Origin of the sequence: Dakarella massiliensis, assembly GCF_001182045.1 — a bacterium.
Classification (GTDB): domain Bacteria; phylum Pseudomonadota; class Gammaproteobacteria; order Burkholderiales; family Burkholderiaceae_F; genus Mesosutterella; species Mesosutterella massiliensis.
In genome coordinates, this window is record NZ_CVTY01000007.1 from 558,783 (window position 1) to 575,501 (window position 16,719).

Below are 16,719 nucleotides of genomic sequence, written 5' to 3' on the forward strand. Positions count from 1 at the left end.
CCTCGAGAATGATGGAAGGAGAGAAACTGCTTATTTTACTTGAAAGAAAAGAAAGCACACTGATGAAAAAGCGGAAAAGCTTCCTCTATTTAAGCGATCCCGCATGATCTTCCAGCCGGTACTTCGCGTTCCACAGGGCTTTTGCCGCGTCCTGCTGCTTTTTCGCGATGTCCGCGATCTGCACGAGCGTATTCGGCATCAGCGGGCGGCACATCACGAGCCCTTTTTCAGCGTACGGAATCAGTTCGCTCTGCTGCCACATCCGGGATTCCGGGGACGAAGTGAAAGAGGCAACAAAAACGCCGGCCATCACGATCACCGCGCCCCGGATAAAACCGAAGATAAACCCAAGCGCTCCGTCACCGACACCGCCTGAAACCGCCTTGATCACCAGCCTGAGAAGAGAACCGAAAATCGCGAACGCGGCAAGCGTCACGAGTATCACAATCACCGCGCCCGCCGCGGTCCGTCCCACCGGCCCAAAAGACGTGATCGGCAACACCTGCCCCACATCCGCGGCGTGCCGGAACGCGAAAATAAAGCCCGCGATCCAGCTGGCGACCGAAAACACTTCCTTCACAACGCCGCGCCAGACACCGAGAATGGAGGACGCCGCGAGTACCGCGAGTATCACCCAGTCGAGCTGATTCAGTGTTCCGCTGTCCATATGGAAAATCCGAGCCTCTGAGAGGCAGAAAATTGAAAGGCGCTATTTTGCCTGATGTACGCCGCCCGTACGGATACCGGCCATAGCGAGTTTCGCTTCGGCAGCTTCCGCCTGATCACGCGTCTTGAAGGGACCCGCGATCACACGGGTGAGTGTCGTGCTGCCGGACTTCACGCTTGAAGTGCTGAGCGACACACCGTTCGCACGGCCGTTTGCCACAACCTTCTTCGCCGCCGCGGGATCCGAGAACGCCCCGACCGGAATCACCCAGCGCTGCTGGGAGGCGTCAGCCGCGGCCTTCTTCGCTGCGGCTTCTTTCTTCTGCTGCTGCGCGATGGCAGCCTGCAGCTGATCATCGCGGGCAGCCTTCGCGGCCTTCGCTTTCTTTTCGATTTCAGCCTTCTGGCGCACGTTCTCTTCCTGCGCAGCCTTCATCCGGGCCTTGGCCGCGTTATCCGCGGCGAGTTTCGCCTTCGCGATATCGGCCTGAGTCTGGGACTGGGGAACCGCTGCGGCAGGAGCCTGCTGAGTGCTCGGGGCGGCCTGCGCCATTGGCTGGGCAGCGCCCGGAGCGGCGGGAACCGTGGCTGAAGCGGAAGGCGACGCAGCAGCGGGAGAAGCCGTGAGCTGAGGCATGGCCGCCGTCGCGACCGCGGCGGACGCCGGCTGCGCCTGTGCCGACAGGGAAACCGCGGGAGGCGACGGGATCTCGGTCTTCGCGGGAGACTCCGCTTTCACCGCCCGTTCACTCACAACAAACGGTCCGGCAATCACGATCGCGGAAAGAATGACAGCGGCTCCGACCGCAATCCGGCGAAGCCGAACGCCGCCCGGAGCATCGCTCTCTGTATCGGACCGCTTCACGGCATTGACTCCGTTTTCCGGAACCGCTTTCGGAGCCTGCGGCTCCTCTTTCTTTTTATGCCAGAAACTGATCCCCATTACCCGCTTCTCCACAACCGCTCCGGCCGGGATCCTTCCTCAAAGAAAGATCCGCGCCGGAGAAATGCCTACTCTGTCTGTTTTATTTTCGTCTAGGGGACGATATCCACCTGGAAGCCGTCTTTCCGGAGAGCTTCAATCGCGGCAGAAACCGTCACGAAAGACCCGAATACGATAATTCTATCAGCGTGAGAGGCTTCTCCCCTCGCAAATTCAAGCGCGAAGGGAATATTTTCAAAATTTCTTACATGTTCGGCCGGAACACCGGCGCGGAGAAATTCCTTTTCAAGGTCATCCGCGGTGCTCGCGCGGGGACCGGTAAGCGACGCGATCCGCCACTCATCGATCCCATCCTTCACGATGCCGGCGACATGGAACCGGTCTTTATCCTTCAGCATGCCGACTACCGCGATCGTTTTCCCGGGCGTCTTATAAAGCGGCGACGCAAGGTTCCGCGCGAGTTCATGCGCGGCGTGGGGATTGTGGCCCGCATCCAGAATAATCGCGGGGGACTCGGCAACACGCTGGAAACGCCCCGTGATCACCACGCGGCGGAGTCCCGTTTCAATGGCCTCACGCTCCACATGGATGGCCTTCAGTTCGTCAGCGGCCTCCAGCATCGCAAGAGCCCCGGCCGCGTTCGCGATCTGCATTTCTCCGGCAAGCGCCGGACGGGGAAGCGCCTTGAGTGACCAGGTGCGTCCCTCGTAGTCAAACGTGCCGTCCTCATGCTCCACCGCACGGAAGTCGCGGTTAACGCATCGGAGATCAGCTCCGATCTCTTCGGCGTGCCGCAGAAGTGACACCGGGGGCTCAGGATCCGCACAGACCGCGGCGTGCCCCGGTGCCGGCCGGTAAACGAAGGATTTTTCGCGCCCAATCGACTCACGGTCAGGCCCGAGGAAAGCCGTGTGGTCAATTCCGACAGTGGTCACAATGGAAACCGTGGGATCGATCGAATTGATGGCATCCAGCCTTCCGCCAAGACCGATCTCAAGCACCACCGCGTCAAGCTTCGCGTCCATAAAGAGCTTCAGGATGCCAAGCGCCGTGAATTCAAAGTAAGAGAGAATCAGGTCACCCCGCTTCTCTTCCACTTCCTCAAACACGCGGCAGAGCTCCTCATCCGTTGCCTCACGCCCGAGAAGCCAGGCCCGCTCGTTAAACCGCAGCATATGAGGCGACGTATGCATCCCGACCCGGAGCCCGGAAGAGCGGAGAATGGATTCGAGCATCGCGCAGGTGCTGCCTTTCCCGTTTGTTCCGGCCACGGTGAAAACCGGGCAGTCAAAGTGAATGCCCATCCGGGAGATCATTTCCGTCATCCGGCCGAGCCCAAGATCAATCACCTCGGCTCCGCCATGCATTGCTTCGATATAGTCGAGCCACTCACCGAGCGTCTTCCTGCTTTCCATTTTTTTCCTGAGACCTATAAGAAAATTCCGGGCTCTAATGCAGAAAGCCTCCGGAGCGGTTTTCTCCGGAGGCTTTGCCGAGCCAGGCTAGATTTTAAACAGCCGCAGGCAGGTCATGCGCCCGCGGGGGCCGTTTCGCGAGCATCGCAAGAACGCGGCCGATCGTGGAACGCATCTCGCGGCGGTCGACGATCATATCAATCGCGCCCATCTTGAGGAGGAACTCAGCGCGCTGGAAGCCTTCTGGGAGCTTCTCACGCACAGTCTGCTCAATCACGCGCGGACCGGCAAAGCCGATCAGAGCCCCAGGCTCCGCAATCACGATATCGCCCACAAAGGCGAACGATGCGGAAACACCGCCCATCGTCGGATCCGTGAGAACCGAGATGAAGGGAAGACCCGCTTTGGAGAGCTCAGCCACAGCGGCAGACGTCTTCGCCATCTGCATAAGAGATTCGAGCCCCTCCTGCATACGGGCGCCGCCAGACGACGCGAAGCAGATAAAGGGGCAGTTATGGTCGATCGAATAACCGACACCGCGGACAAAACGCTCTCCGACCACAGAGCCCATCGAGCCGCCCATGAAGCCGAACTCAAACGCGGCGGCAACCACCGGGTAATGCTTCAGCTGACCGGCCATCACGACCAGAGCGTCGGTTTCCGTGGTTTTCGCGCGGGCTTCAGCGATACGCTTCGGGTAGGGCTTGGAGTCAACAAACTTGAGCGGGTCTTTCGCGAGGATTTCAGCGCCGATTTCTTCTTTCGGGCTATCGTAGTCGAGGAACGCCTCGAGACGGGCGCGGGCCCCCATTCTCATGTGATAGCCGCACTTCGGGCACACCATGAGAGAGGCTTCCAGTTCGTGACTGTAGATTACCTGATCACATTTCGGGCATTTGTTCCAGAGGCCTTCAGGAACGCGGCTCTGCGTCGCGTTGGTTTCTTTCTTGATTTTCGGTCGAAGGCGGTCAATCCAGCTCATCGAAAGCTCCCTTTTGCTTAAGTCACACTAGGGTACAACAAAAAAACCGTGCGGGGGTACCCGCACGGATGGTAATCCGAAACAGTCCGGCGGTATCCGGGCCGCTCCGAAGTGTCTTAAATACCGCTACGCGGCGTCAAGCGCCGAGCGGATTCCCGCGAGCCATCGGCCGGCAGCGCCCACGGCATCATCCGGCGTCTTATCCATCTCACGGATCAGGGCGGAACCAATGATGACGCCTGAGCAGATGGACGCGATCTCGCGCGCCGTTTCTCCGTTGCTGATTCCGAACCCCACAGCAACCGGGCATTTCGCATAACGCTCGATTCTCGCCACATTCTGTCTCACAGAGGCGATATCAAGCCGGTTTCCTGCCCCCGTGGTTCCCTTAAGAGACACGTAGTAAAGGTATCCGGTCGCGAGACGGCAGACCTGCTCGACGCGTTCATCTGAGGATGTCGGCGCGAGAAGAAAAATCGGATCCATACCGGCCTTCTTCACCGCCTCATAAAACTCCGGCACCTCATCAAACGGGTAGTCGACAATCAGAACCCCATCAACCCCTGCCTCGGCCGCGTCGCGGATAAACGCTTCCTGCCCTCGGCACTCCACCGGATTCGCGTATCCCATGAGAACGATCGGCGTGTCACTGTCCGTCTTCCGGAATTCCTTCACGCAATCGAACACGAAGTCGAGATTGGAACCGCGGCTGATCGCGCGCTCGGACGCCCGCTGTATCACCGGACCGTCCGCCATCGGGTCAGAAAACGGCATGCCGAGCTCGATCGCGCTCGCACCGGACCGGACGAGTTCGTGCAAGAGCGGCACCGTGGATTCGAGCGACGGGTCACCTGCGCAGATATACGGAATCAGGGCCTTTTTCCCGGCAGCCTGAAGGGACGCAAAACGCTTTTCAAGACGGCTCATTTCTCTTCTCCTTCATGCGCCTTAAGGTACTTCGTCACGATTCCCAGATCCTTGTCACCGCGGCCCGAGAGATTCACGAGAATCTTCTTATCCTTCGGGAGCGTCGGGGCGAGTTTCAGCGCGTAGGCGAGCGCGTGGCTCGACTCAAGCGCCGGGATGATCCCTTCAATGTGGCAGAGCTTCTGGAAAGCGTCCATCGCTTCGTCATCCGTGATGCCCACGTACTCGGCGCGGCCAATATCCGCGAGATAGCTGTGCTCGGGACCGACCCCCGGGTAATCAAGCCCCGCGGAGATTGAGTAAGCCGGCGTGATCTGGCCATCCTTATCCTGGAGCAGATACGTGCGGTTCCCGTGCAGAACACCCGGCTTCCCGCATTCGATCGACGCGCAGTGCTTCCCGGAAAGCAGTCCGAGACCCGCCGCCTCAACGCCGATCAGCTTCACGTTCGGCCGGTCAATGTAGTGATAGAAAGCGCCGATCGCGTTTGAGCCGCCGCCCACCGCGGCGACGATATAGTCCGGATCCCCGCCCGTCAGTTCAGGGAACTGTGTCAGGCACTCCTCAGACACAATCGCGTTGAAGTTACGCACCATCTCAGGGTACGGTGCGGGCCCCGCGACCGTGCCAATGATGTAGAACGTATCGTCCACATTCGTCACCCAGTCACGCATCGCCTCATTCAGCGCGTCCTTCAGCGTGCCGCTGCCGGTCGTTACCGGACGCACCTCAGCCCCGAGGAGCTTCATGCGGGTGACGTTAGGCGCCTGGCGTTCGATATCTTCCGCGCCCATATAGACACAGCACTTCATGCCGTAGCGGGCGGCCACCGTTGCGGTCGCGACGCCATGCTGCCCCGCGCCCGTTTCCGCGATCACACGCTTCTTCCCCATACGGCGGGCGAGAAGCGCCTGCCCCATGGTGTTATTGATCTTATGGGCACCGGTGTGATTCAGGTCCTCACGCTTCAGATAGATCTGAGCGCCTCCTGTCACCTCCGATAGCCGCCTGCACCAGTAAATCGGGGAAGGACGGCCGACATAGTGCTTGAGCTCTTCGCGCCACTCCTTGTCGAATTCAGGATCATTACGGTAATGCTCATAGGCATTCTTCAGCTCCGTAAGCGCATAGATCAGCGTTTCCGATGCGAAAACGCCGCCATAAGGACCAAAGTGTCCTTTTTTGTCAGGCATGTTGTACATGTGCGATTCCTTTATCGACAAAGAAGCCGGAGAGGAGATCTCTCCCGGCCGGAGACGCCCGCGCTGCAAGCACTCAGCGAAGCGCTCCTAAAAAATCTTGGATTTTCTGTCTGGACTTGATTCCCGGGGAATCCTCGACACCGGAACTGACATCCAGCGCCGCGGGGTGAAGGAGCGAATAGGCTGCCGCGGCGTTTTCCGCGTTCAGCCCTCCGGCGAGTACAAGAGGCAGCGTGAGAGACGCGGCTTCAGACCGGGCCAGCTCCCAATCAAAGGCGGTGCCGTTGCCGCCAGGCACCGCGCCGGAATCTGGCGCAGGACAGTCGGCAAGAATAGCCGCCGCATCCGGGTAGCGGGCTTCGGCCCGCAGCAAATCCCCCGGTTTTTCAAAGTGTACTGCTTTCATGTAGGGAAGCCCGAAGGCGCGGCAGAACTCCGGAGTCTCCTCTCCGTGAAACTGCAGGAGCACTTCGGGATGCCGGCGCGTCACCGCGGAAACCTCGTCCGGATCCGGATTCACGAAGAGAAGAACAGGGGTCACGCGTTCCGGGAGCATCCGGATCAGGGAGTCGAGCCGGTCTGACGGCACATAGCGGGAACTTTTACGGAACAGCACGAACCCGGCCGCGTCGATTGGGAGCGACGCGACACTGCTGATATTTTTTTCATCAGTGAATCCGCACACCTTGACCTGCACCGCGTGCGGTCCGGAACCGCTGCTCCGGAATAAAAACCGGCCCTGCATCCGAAAAACTTTCCTCGCAAAAGAAAGCAATGTGAAAAAAGTTTATCAAAAGCGGCAGGATATAATCAGAAAGGTCCCATGAATGTGGGGGAATAGCGGGGGAGCCCGGCCGCGTCCCCGGCCTCTCCGTAATTCACGCCGACGAGATAAAGCCCGTCAGGCGCGTAGGTCGGAGCCGCGAGCGCCCGGTTGCGGGCTTCGAGGACATCGGCGAGCCACCCGACCGGTTTCTTGCCGATTCCGACATAAACCAGACTTCCGACCAGATTCCGCACCATGTGCTGCAGGAAGGCATTGGCTTCAAAACGGATGCCGATCATGTTCCCGCGGACCGTGAACCGGATTGAGTCAATCCGGCGGACGGGAGATTTCGCCTGGCACTCGGCCGCGCGGAAGCTCGTGAAATCGTGCTCCCCCAGAAGGACCGCCGCGGCCTCTTCCATCTTCTCCACGTCGCACGGACTGAAGCACCATCCGGCCCGTCCGGCAAGAAGCGGCACCCGGACCGGCTCATTCACGATCCAGTACTCGTAGGTTCTCCCGATCGCGGAAAAACGGGCGGAGAAATCCTCTGGCACGGGTTTTGCCCAGCGTACGGCGACCGCGGACGGAAGAAAACTGTTCGTTCCCCTCACCCAGGCGTTCATCGGGCGCTCAACCGGAGCGTCGATATGCACCACCTGCCCCGTCGCGTGAACTCCGGTGTCAGTGCGTCCCGCGCAGATTGTCGGAACCGGCTGCCCGATACCCGCGAAAGCCCCGAGCGCTTCTTCAAGCGTCTGCTGCACGGTCGGCCGGTCAGGCTGCACCTGCCAGCCGCTGAAAGGGGTTCCGTCATACTGAATTCCAAGCGCGATCTTCATCCGTTCAGACTCCGCGCTCTTTCTTCACCGCGGGCGGCAGCTCATCGAGGAACTTTTTCGCCTCAGTGCTGAGTTCCGCGACACCGCCTTTTGCCACGTCGGTCGCGAGTTCCCTCGCCTCATCAACCGCGCCACGGGACAGAAAGTCCCGGGCGAGCTTCAGCTGCGAGGCCAGCATCTCACGATAGGCGGTCTTGGGATCCAGGGGTTTCTCTTTCTTTTCAGGCTTCGGAAGTTCAGACCCTGCGGGCGGCTGGGATTCATCAGCCGAGCGAAGGCCCCCGCGGATCGCGGCAATGCTTTTCGCCGCATTATCCGCCGCTTCATGAATGCCTGAGCTGCCAGTCGACGCTTCCTTTTCAGCTGCCATCACGGCGTCCACCGTATCTGTCACGGCTTTCAGCCCGGCCTCTTCCGTCTTCACCGCCGAATCCCGGGTTCCGAAAGGCACCACCGTCACCGGGTTCCAGAGTTCCTCCTGGGCGTTACGGATTTCCTCAAGCTTCTTATTGCGGCGGCCGCGTCTCATAAACCAAAGGAGCGCGAGCATCAGAATGGCCGCTCCGAGGGCTGCGTATGAGGCCCAGGACGAGTCCTCTTCCTGATCGACCGGGACCGGAACATGGGGCACTGCGGGAATTTCCTGAGTCACGTCAGAGGCCGGAGCGGGAGTCGCGCTCTGCTCAGCGCTTTCCGGCGCTGTAATCGACGGCATCGGGGCCGACGCTGACGGTCCGGGCGTGTCGCCCAGAGCGGGAAGCGAAGCTGCAGCGATCGCTGCGGCCAAGGCCGAAGCGAATAATCGTTTCAGAACCGGCATTTGATCAAAAATCCTTTATTCCTTCGCCTGACAAACCGCGGTCTTCTGACCGCGCTCCGCAGGCATCTGTCCCGCCTAATTCTAAAGAAACCGGCCTCCGGACGTATAGCAGTATGAAATCCGCGGTGTCCGAACAGATTTTCTCCGGATAAGCGAAGAGCTCCGGGAGTGACGCTCCAGGAGCTCTTTTCTGAACTTCAGAGACATCCGGAGGCAGGAGTGCGCTCCGGATGCCTTAAACAGCTCAGGCCGCCTTCTTGAAGTCAACCAGAATGCGGAACATACGGCGAAGCGGTTCAGCGGCGCCCCAGAGGAGCTGATCACCCACCGTAAAGGCGGAAATATATTCCGGTCCCATCGCGAGCTTTCTGATACGGCCGATCGGCACGGAAAGCGTACCGGCGACGGTGGACGGCGCGAGTTCGCGGATCGAGACCTCACGCTCGTTCGGGATCACCTTCACCCAGGGGTTCGCGGCGGCGAGCTTCGCTTCGATCTCTTCAACTGACAGGTCCTTCTTCAGCTTCACGGTGAGAGCCTGGCTGTGGCAACGCATCGAGCTGATACGGACACAGAGACCTTCAACAATCAGGGAACCGGGCTGCGGCTGAGCCGGACGGCCGAGAATCTTATTCGCTTCCGCGCCGCCCTTCCATTCTTCGCGGGACATGCCGTTTCCGAGATCCTTATCGATCCAGGAGAGGACAGAGCCGGCAAGCGGAGCGCCGAACGCGGCGGTCGGGAATTCAGGAGAGCGGAACTGCTCGGAAACGCGGCGGTCGATCTCAAGGATGGAGCTCTTCGGGTCGGCAAGCAGATCCTTCACGGAGCCGTAGAGGCTTCCCATCTGAAGGAGAAGCTCACGCATGTTCTTCGCGCCGGCACCGGAGGCTGCCTGGTACGTCATGCTGCTCACCCACTCGACGAGGTCTTCGCGGATCAGACCGTCCATCGCCATCAGCATGAGGGAGACAGTGCAGTTGCCGCCGATAAAGTCGACACCGCCGTTCTTCAGAGACTCGCGGATCACGGCGTCATTCACCGGATCGAGAACGATCACGGCGTTAGGCTCCATACGGAGGGCGCTCGCGGCGTCAATCCAGTAGCCCTTCCAGCCGGCAGCGCGCAGCTGCGGATGGATCGCCTTCGTATAGTCACCGCCCTGGCACGTGAGGATCACGTCGCAGCGGGCGAGGTCATCGATCTTATTCGCGTCGAGCAGCACCGGCTCCCCATTCGGAAGCGCAGGGGCCGCGCCGCCCGGGTTCGAGGTCGAATAGAAAATCACCTTGTCAGCGAACGCGAAATCGTTTTCCTCACGCATTCGGTTCGTCAGCACGGAACCGACCATGCCGCGCCAGCCCACCATACCTAGGATCATGTTGTTTCTCCCAAATTCCGCCCTGCGGAGCCGCCCGCAAGGGGGCAGGCGAGGCTCCGGGACACTTTGAATTATTTGAAAAGCCTGAGATTCCGATTAAAGAAAATCAGGCTCGCTCTTACAGCTTACCCCCTGAAGGGCTGTCCTTGCAGGGGGAGTCGGGTTAGCGAGAAGTAATGCGGATGTCAGCGAAGCGCGGCGCGGATCGCATCCCCCATCCCGGAGCAGGAAACCTTCTCGCAGCCTTCGCTCCAGATGTCACCGGTGCGGATACCGTCAGAAAGCACCTTGCGGATCGCGGCCTCAATCCGGTCAGCCTGCTCATCCATGTGGAAGGCATAGCGGATCATCATGGCGGCGGATTCCACAGTGGCGATCGGGTTCGCGATATTCTTCCCGGCAATATCCGGGGCCGACCCGTGAGAGGGCTCAAAAAGCCCGGTGCCCTTCTCGTTCAGGGACGCGGAAGCGAGCATGCCGATAGACCCCGTGAGCATCGCGGCTTCGTCAGAGAGGATGTCGCCGAAGAGGTTGCCGGTGAGCACCACGTCAAGCTCAGTCGGTGCGCGGACGAGCTGCATCGCGGCGTTATCGACGTAAAGGTAATCAAGCTTCACTTCGGGGTACTGCTTCGAAACCTCCGTCACCACTTCGCGCCAGAGCTGCGAAGTCTCAAGCACGTTGCTCTTATCCACACACGTCAGGTGCTTGCGGCGCTGCATGGCGGTACGGAAACCGACATGCGCGATCCGCTCCACTTCAGGGCGGGAGTAACGCATCGTGTCGAAACCTTCCTCAGCGCCCTTGAAGGGGCCGTCCGGCGCCTCACGGCGGCCGCGCGGCGTACCGAAGTAAACGTCACCGGTGAGTTCACGGACAATCACAAGATCAAGACCCGACACCACTTCCGGGCGAAGCGTCGACGCGGACACGAGTTCCGGATAGCAGACCGCGGGGCGCAGGTTCGCGAAGAGGTTGAGGTTCTTTCGGAGACCGAGAATCGCCTGCTCGGGGCGGAGCGCGCGCGGCAGCGTGTCATACTTGAAGTCACCCACGGCGCCAAAGAGCACCGCGTCCGCTTCCTTCGCGAGCGCCAGTGTCTCAGGCGGCAGCGGATGCCCGTGATTCGCGTAGGCGACACCGCCCACATCCGCGTACTCGTACTCAAAATCCTCGCCCAGCGCCTTCAGCACCTTCACCGCCTGCTCAACAATCTCGGTACCGATGCCGTCACCCGGGAGTACTGCAATTTTCTTTGTCATAACGTGCTTCTCAATTTTTCTTTAAAAGGTTTACAGAAACGGCCGCTGCCTTACTCCGCGCCGCCAGGGAAGGTCTTCACGAGCCAGGGCTTCTCAGCGAGACGCTTCGCCTCGAACTCACGGATCGCCTCAACGTTTGAGGAAAGGGTGATGCCCACGTCATCGAGCCCCTTCATGATCGCCTGACGGCGGAATTCGTTGAATTCAAAAGGCGTCTCACGGCCATCAGGCTCAATCACCACCTTCTTCTCAAGATCCACCGTGAGCTTATAGCCCTCGGTTCCTTCCGCGCCGGCAAAAAGCCGGTCAATCGTCGCTTCATCGAGCGTCACAAGCACGAGCCCGTTTTTCAGTGAGTTGCTGTAGAAGATATCCGCAAACGACGGCGCGATGACCACCTTGAACCCGTACTGAATCAGGGCCCAGGGAGCATGCTCGCGGGACGAGCCGCAGCCGAAATTCTTCCTCGCGAGAAGAATCGTCGAATCCCGGTACTGGGGCTTATTCAGCACAAAGTCCGGATTCAGGGGGCGCTTCGAGCAATCCATGCCGGGCTCTCCCTTATCGAGGTAGCGCCAGCCATCGAAGAGGTTCGGACCGTACCCGGTCTTATAGATCGACTTCAGGAACTGCTTCGGAATAATGGCATCCGTGTCGACGTTTGAGCGGTCGAGCGGGCAGACGATTCCGGTATGACGTACGAATTTTTCCATGATTTTTCCTTTCCGCTCCCGATTACTTGAGATAGTCGCGAATATCGACGAAGTGACCCGCCATCGCGGCGGCGGCTGCCATCGCGGGGCTCATCAGATGCGTGCGGCTGCCCTTGCCCTGACGGCCTTCAAAGTTGCGGTTTGAGGTTGACGCGCAGCGGTCGCCCGGATTCAGCTTATCGGCGTTCATCGCAAGGCACATTGAGCATCCCGGTTCACGCCACTCCCAGCCGGCGTCACGGAACACCTGATCAATTCCTTCAGCTTCGCACGCGGCCTTCACGAGACCGGATCCCGGCACCGCAAGCGCCTGCTTCATCGTGGGGGACACCTTCCCGCCCATGCGGCGGATGATGTCAGCCGCGGCCCGGAAGTCTTCGAGACGCCCGTTCGTGCAGGAACCGATGAAGGCGTGATCCGGACGGATCTCCTTAATCGGGGTGCCGGGTTCAAGACCGATATAGGCAAGAGCCCGTTCCCAGCCTTCGCGCCGCACGGGGTCCGGCATATCCTTCGGATCCGGCACAACGCCCGTGATCGGAGCCACCATTTCAGGAGACGTCCCCCAGGTCACCATCGGCTCAATCTCTTCCGCCTTCATGTCGACCACGATATCGAAATGCGCGCCTTCGTCAGAATGGAGCGTATTCCAGTAGGCGACCGCCTTGTCCCAGAGCTCACCCTCGGGCGCGAGCGGACGGTTCTTGATGTACTCAAGCGTTTTCTCATCCACCGCGACGAGACCCGAGCGGGCACCGGCCTCAATCGCCATGTTGCAGAGCGTCATGCGGCCTTCCATTGAGAGGCCGCGGATCGCGGAACCCGCGAATTCAATCGTGCAGCCCGTGCCGCCCGCCGTACCGACGCGGCCGATAAAGGCAAGCGCGATGTCTTTCCCGGTGATGCCGGGCTGAAGCTTTCCCTCAACCCGCACCAGCATGTTCTTATTCTTCTTCGTGAGAAGAGACTGCGTGGCGAGCACGTGCTCAACTTCCGATGTCCCGATACCCATCGCGAGCGTACCGAGAGCGCCGTGTGTGGACGTGTGGCTGTCACCGCAGACAATCGTCATGCCGGGGAGCGTCGCGCCCTCTTCCGGCCCGATCACGTGAATGATGCCCTGACGGCGGGAAAGGAACGGGAAGAATGCCGCCGGAGGATTCTTTTTCAGGTTATCGATCAGAGTCGTCACCTGAAGCTTTGAAATCGGATCCTCAATGCCGTCCAGTCCCTTATCCCAGCCGGTGGTCGGCGTGTTGTGGTCCGTTGTCGCCACGACAGAAGTCATGCGCCAGGGCTTGCGATGCATTTCGGCAAGGCCTTCAAACGCCTGGGGCGACGTCACTTCGTGCACGAGATGGCGGTCGATATAGAGAAGCGTGGTTCCGTCAGGCTGTGACTTGATGACATGCTCGTCCCAGAGCTTGTCGTAGAGGGTCTTTGCTGTCATAGCAGTGATTCCTTCGTAAAGAAATAGGTATTGCGATGTGGCGATCCCCGGCCTGCGGCCGATTCTTTTTGTGGCTCTCGCCGGGGTACCGATGTTTCTCTCAGCGGCCGTTGCGGCCGCCTGCTCCGGTTTATAGGGCGGAGCCGCCCTTCGTTAGTCGTTCGCCCGAGGCGCAGGCTAGCAGCAGGAAATCCGCCGCGGTGAGGGCCGCGAGCGCTTCAGCGATGGGGGACGCGCGAAGGCCGACGCACGGATCATGACGTCCGGTCGTCGAGACTTCAACGAGGTTCCCGTGAATATCACGGGTCATCTGGGTCTTGCGGATTGAGGGAGTCGGCTTCACCGCGATATCCGCCACGATCGGAGCGCCGGTCGTGATTCCGCCGAGAATACCGCCCGCGTGATTCGTGGCAAATCCGTCAGAAGTCATCTCATCGTTATTTTCGGATCCCCGCATCGAGCAGACATTGAATCCTTCGCCGATCGACACCGCTTTCACGGCGTTGAGACCCATGAGAGCGGCCGCGAGTCTCGCGTCAAACCGGTCATAGATAGGTTCGCCAAGCCCCGCGGGGAGAGACGAGATTTCAAGATGGATTTTCGAACCGATCGAATCGCCCTCGCGGCGGAGACCATCCAGAAGCGCCTCAGCTTCCTGAATCAGACCGCCGTTCTCCGTTGCGGCAAAGAAAGGATTCTTTTCACGGGCATCCCAGTTCTCCACCGGGAAGAGGATCGGTCCAACCTGAGTGACACACGCGCGGATCTCGGTTCCGAAGGCCTCACGGAGAAGCTTCTTCGCGATGGCGCCGGCAGCCACGGTCGGCGCGGTGAGGCGGGCAGATGACCGTCCGCCGCCCCTCGGGTCGCGGATACCGAACTTCGTCCAGTAACCGAAGTCCGCGTGTCCGGGTCTGAATTTTTCAGCGATGGCGCTGTAGTCGCGGCTCTTCTGATCGGTGTTGCGGATCAGGAGCGCGATTGGCGTGCCGGTCGTACGGCCTTCATAGACACCGGAAAGAATTTCCACGGCATCAGGCTCCCGGCGCTGCGTCACAAAGCGGCTTGTGCCGGGGCGGCGCCTGTCGAGCTCAGTCTGGATGTCGGCCTCAGACAGCATCAGTCCAGCCGGGCACCCGTCCACCACGCAGCCGATGGCGGGCCCGTGGCTTTCACCGAAATTTTCCACCCTGAAAAGGCGTCCGATCGAAGAACCCGGCATGCTTGTCCTTAAAGACTGATGTCCTCTGTTGAATCCGCCTGAAATGGCGGTGTTTCCGTACAGCGTTCTTTTGATTGTATGTGATTTGCCGCGGTTTTGGGGAGTCTTCTGAATTCAGTAAAACCGAATATGATGAGGCATTCCATCATCCACCTAAAAAATGAGGTTTCCCGAATGACTGATCCGATCCAGGCTGACTGGCTCCTTGCAACGCTGGAAGACGCGCGGGACGCGCTTGATACCGCGATCGACTCCCTTTCCCGCCACCCGGAAGAAGCTGAGGAAATTCTGACGGAAGAGATCGCGGCGGCCTACGCCAAACTGAACTACGCGGTGAACACTGCCCGATGCGGGGCGGAAGGCCTTGACACGATGGAGGATGACGAACTGGTCGCGTATCCAGTAAAAGAGCTGCCGTTCTGAGGCAGCTCATCCGATGCTTTACTCTTCGTCCGCCCGATCTTTCGGAGGGCGAAGATCCCGCGGGCGGAATCCAAAGAAAACCATGCCCGCGCCGTAAACCGCCGCACCGAACGCGCAGATCGCGAGCACCTTCGCCGCACGCCGTATCCAGGGATCGGAAAGCGCTGACCAGTCGATATTCCACTGCACGCCAAGCAGCACGCAGAGCATCACAAATGACGAGCAGATGATCGCGAGGAAGTGCTTCTTCCACCCGGGGAGCGGACAGTAAATGCCGCGCTTACGAAGCAGATAGAGCAGCGTGCCTGAATTCACGAGGCTCCCGAGACCGACAGAAAGCGCGAGTCCCGCCTGATGGAAAAGCGGAACCGTGATGAGGTTAAAGACCTGCACGCAGACGAGGCTCAGCGCCGCCACCCGGACCGGCGTCCGGATATCCTTTCTCGCGTAAAACGCCGGAGCCACGATTTTCATCGCGATAAGCCCAAGAAGCCCTACCGAGTAACCGATCACACCGTAAGCGGTCTGGCGGACATCCTCTCCGGTAAAAGCGCGTCCTCCGAAAAGGAATGCGACAAGCCCATCCGCGCAGGCGAAAAGCCCGATCGCGGCCGGAATGCCTAGAAGCACAATGAGCCGCAGACCATGGTCAAGAAGTTCGTTATAGCGATCCTCATTTCCGGCAGCGTGGGCGGCTGAGAGTGATGGGAGAAGCACCGTGCCCACCGCGACCCCGAGAAGCGCTGTCGGGAACTCCATCAGGCGGTCCGCGTAGTTAAGCCAGGTGACCGCGCCTCGCTCGAGGTGGGACGCGATATTCGTGTTGATCAGAATGGAGAGCTGCGCCACGGCAACGCCGAAAAGCGCTGGCACCATCTGCTTCATGGTCATGATGACTGACGAATCAGCGAGCGCGGTTCTGAATCCGGTGAAGGACGGAATCATGCCGATTTTCTTCAGCGCTGGAAGCTGAAACGCGAGCTGCGCGATACCGCCGAGAATCACCGCGATCACCAGCGCGTAGATCGGCTGCGACATGTGAGGCGCGAGAAGCAGCGAGCAGGCGATGAAGGAGAGGTTGAGAAGCACCGGGGTGACCGCCGGAATCCGGAAACTCTTATAGGTGTTCAGCACCGCGGCGCTCATGGCAACCAGACTCATAAACGCAATATAGGGGAACATCCACCGGGTGAGCGACGTGGCGAGAGAAAATTCCTCCGGATCCGAACGGAACCCTGCCGCGATCAGCCAGACCAGCACCGGAGCGATCAGAACGCCGAGGATGCTCACCAGAATGACAACCGGGGCCAGAATCGAAAACACATGATCCACGAAGCGCTTCGTCCGCTCTTCGCCCTCCGTCTGGCGGACAGAAGCCACCATCGGCACGAAAGCCTGCTGGAACGCTCCTTCCGCAAACAGCCGCCTGAGCAGATTCGGGAGCCTGAACGCCACGTAAAACGCGTCAGTCTGAACGGACGCGCCGAAGAATCGGGCGATCAGCATGTCGCGCACGACGCCCGTAATGCGGGAGACGAGCGTAAGAAGCGAAATAGAGGCAGCGGCTCGGAATAGATTCATGAGTGAAAAGACAGCGGCATTGTCCCGACTGACGGCATCCGGGCCGTCGGCAGGACAGGTGTTTCCGGAAAAGAAAGGGTGAGTTTAGCGCTTTTAAGCAGATACCTCTCTTCTTATTGAACAA

16 protein-coding genes are annotated in these 16,719 nt (G+C 59.9%); 1 reads left to right on the forward strand and 15 read right to left on the reverse strand.

What is annotated here, in order from left to right:
- Window positions 1–85: 85 nt before the first annotated feature.
- The 14 genes from BN1936_RS08855 to aroC all read right to left on the reverse strand — a co-directional run bounded on the left by BN1936_RS08855 (window position 86) and on the right by aroC (window position 14,591).
- Entirely contained in the window at window positions 86–667 is a 582-nt protein-coding gene (locus BN1936_RS08855) for a CvpA family protein (protein WP_022443065.1), read from the reverse strand.
- A 42-nt stretch (window positions 668–709) separates the two neighbouring features.
- Complete coding sequence (locus tag BN1936_RS08860) at window positions 710–1,609, reverse strand: SPOR domain-containing protein (RefSeq protein WP_049687197.1); 900 nt, start codon at window positions 1,607–1,609, stop codon at window positions 710–712.
- A gap of 92 nt (window positions 1,610–1,701) precedes the next feature.
- A complete protein-coding gene (folC, locus tag BN1936_RS08865) occupies window positions 1,702–3,024 on the reverse strand; it encodes a bifunctional tetrahydrofolate synthase/dihydrofolate synthase (RefSeq protein ID WP_049687198.1) in 1,323 nt (440 codons plus the stop codon).
- A 94-nt stretch (window positions 3,025–3,118) separates the two neighbouring features.
- Window positions 3,119–4,006: an acetyl-CoA carboxylase, carboxyltransferase subunit beta gene (accD, locus tag BN1936_RS08870; protein ID WP_022443285.1), complete on the reverse strand. Its 888-nt coding sequence runs from the start codon at window positions 4,004–4,006 to the stop codon at window positions 3,119–3,121.
- A 126-nt stretch (window positions 4,007–4,132) separates the two neighbouring features.
- Window positions 4,133–4,933, reverse strand: a complete 801-nt coding sequence (gene trpA, locus BN1936_RS08875; protein ID WP_022443284.1) for a tryptophan synthase subunit alpha — start codon at window positions 4,931–4,933, stop codon at window positions 4,133–4,135.
- A complete protein-coding gene (gene trpB, locus BN1936_RS08880) occupies window positions 4,930–6,135 on the reverse strand; it encodes a tryptophan synthase subunit beta (RefSeq protein WP_022443283.1) in 1,206 nt (401 codons plus the stop codon). The genes trpA and trpB overlap by 4 nt, the downstream gene beginning before the upstream one ends.
- A 73-nt stretch (window positions 6,136–6,208) precedes the next feature.
- Window positions 6,209–6,832: a phosphoribosylanthranilate isomerase gene (locus tag BN1936_RS08885; RefSeq protein WP_157274788.1), complete on the reverse strand. Its 624-nt coding sequence runs from the start codon at window positions 6,830–6,832 to the stop codon at window positions 6,209–6,211.
- A 113-nt stretch (window positions 6,833–6,945) separates the two neighbouring features.
- Window positions 6,946–7,743, reverse strand: coding sequence for a tRNA pseudouridine(38-40) synthase TruA (gene truA, locus BN1936_RS08890; RefSeq protein WP_049687199.1), 798 nt, complete (start codon window positions 7,741–7,743; stop codon window positions 6,946–6,948).
- A 4-nt stretch (window positions 7,744–7,747) separates the two neighbouring features.
- Window positions 7,748–8,563, reverse strand: a complete 816-nt coding sequence (locus tag BN1936_RS08895) for a hypothetical protein (RefSeq protein ID WP_148521226.1) — start codon at window positions 8,561–8,563, stop codon at window positions 7,748–7,750.
- A 244-nt stretch (window positions 8,564–8,807) separates the two neighbouring features.
- Window positions 8,808–9,944, reverse strand: coding sequence for an aspartate-semialdehyde dehydrogenase (gene asd, locus BN1936_RS08900; protein ID WP_022443571.1), 1,137 nt, complete (start codon window positions 9,942–9,944; stop codon window positions 8,808–8,810).
- A gap of 185 nt (window positions 9,945–10,129) precedes the next feature.
- Window positions 10,130–11,206, reverse strand: coding sequence for a 3-isopropylmalate dehydrogenase (leuB, locus tag BN1936_RS08905; protein ID WP_022443572.1), 1,077 nt, complete (start codon window positions 11,204–11,206; stop codon window positions 10,130–10,132).
- A gap of 50 nt (window positions 11,207–11,256) precedes the next feature.
- On the reverse strand, window positions 11,257–11,919 hold the full coding sequence (leuD, locus tag BN1936_RS08910) for a 3-isopropylmalate dehydratase small subunit (RefSeq protein WP_049687201.1): 663 nt from the start codon (window positions 11,917–11,919) through the stop codon (window positions 11,257–11,259).
- Between the two features lie 22 nt (window positions 11,920–11,941).
- On the reverse strand, window positions 11,942–13,369 hold the full coding sequence (leuC, locus tag BN1936_RS08915; protein ID WP_022443574.1) for a 3-isopropylmalate dehydratase large subunit: 1,428 nt from the start codon (window positions 13,367–13,369) through the stop codon (window positions 11,942–11,944).
- 130 nt (window positions 13,370–13,499) lie between these two features.
- The gene (aroC, locus tag BN1936_RS08920) at window positions 13,500–14,591 is read right to left on the reverse strand and encodes a chorismate synthase (RefSeq protein WP_082164550.1); all 1,092 of its coding nucleotides are present in this window, start codon (window positions 14,589–14,591) and stop codon (window positions 13,500–13,502) included.
- Between the two features lie 174 nt (window positions 14,592–14,765).
- Between aroC and BN1936_RS08925 the strand changes: the two genes are divergently transcribed.
- Window positions 14,766–15,014 carry a hypothetical protein gene (locus BN1936_RS08925; RefSeq protein ID WP_022443576.1) on the forward strand — a complete coding sequence of 83 codons (249 nt, stop codon included), beginning with the start codon at window positions 14,766–14,768 and terminating at the stop codon, window positions 15,012–15,014.
- 18 nt (window positions 15,015–15,032) lie between these two features.
- Here BN1936_RS08925 and murJ read toward each other — a convergent pair whose 3' ends face one another.
- On the reverse strand, window positions 15,033–16,595 hold the full coding sequence (murJ, locus tag BN1936_RS08930; protein WP_022443577.1) for a murein biosynthesis integral membrane protein MurJ: 1,563 nt from the start codon (window positions 16,593–16,595) through the stop codon (window positions 15,033–15,035).
- Between the last annotated feature and the right edge of the window lie 124 nt (window positions 16,596–16,719).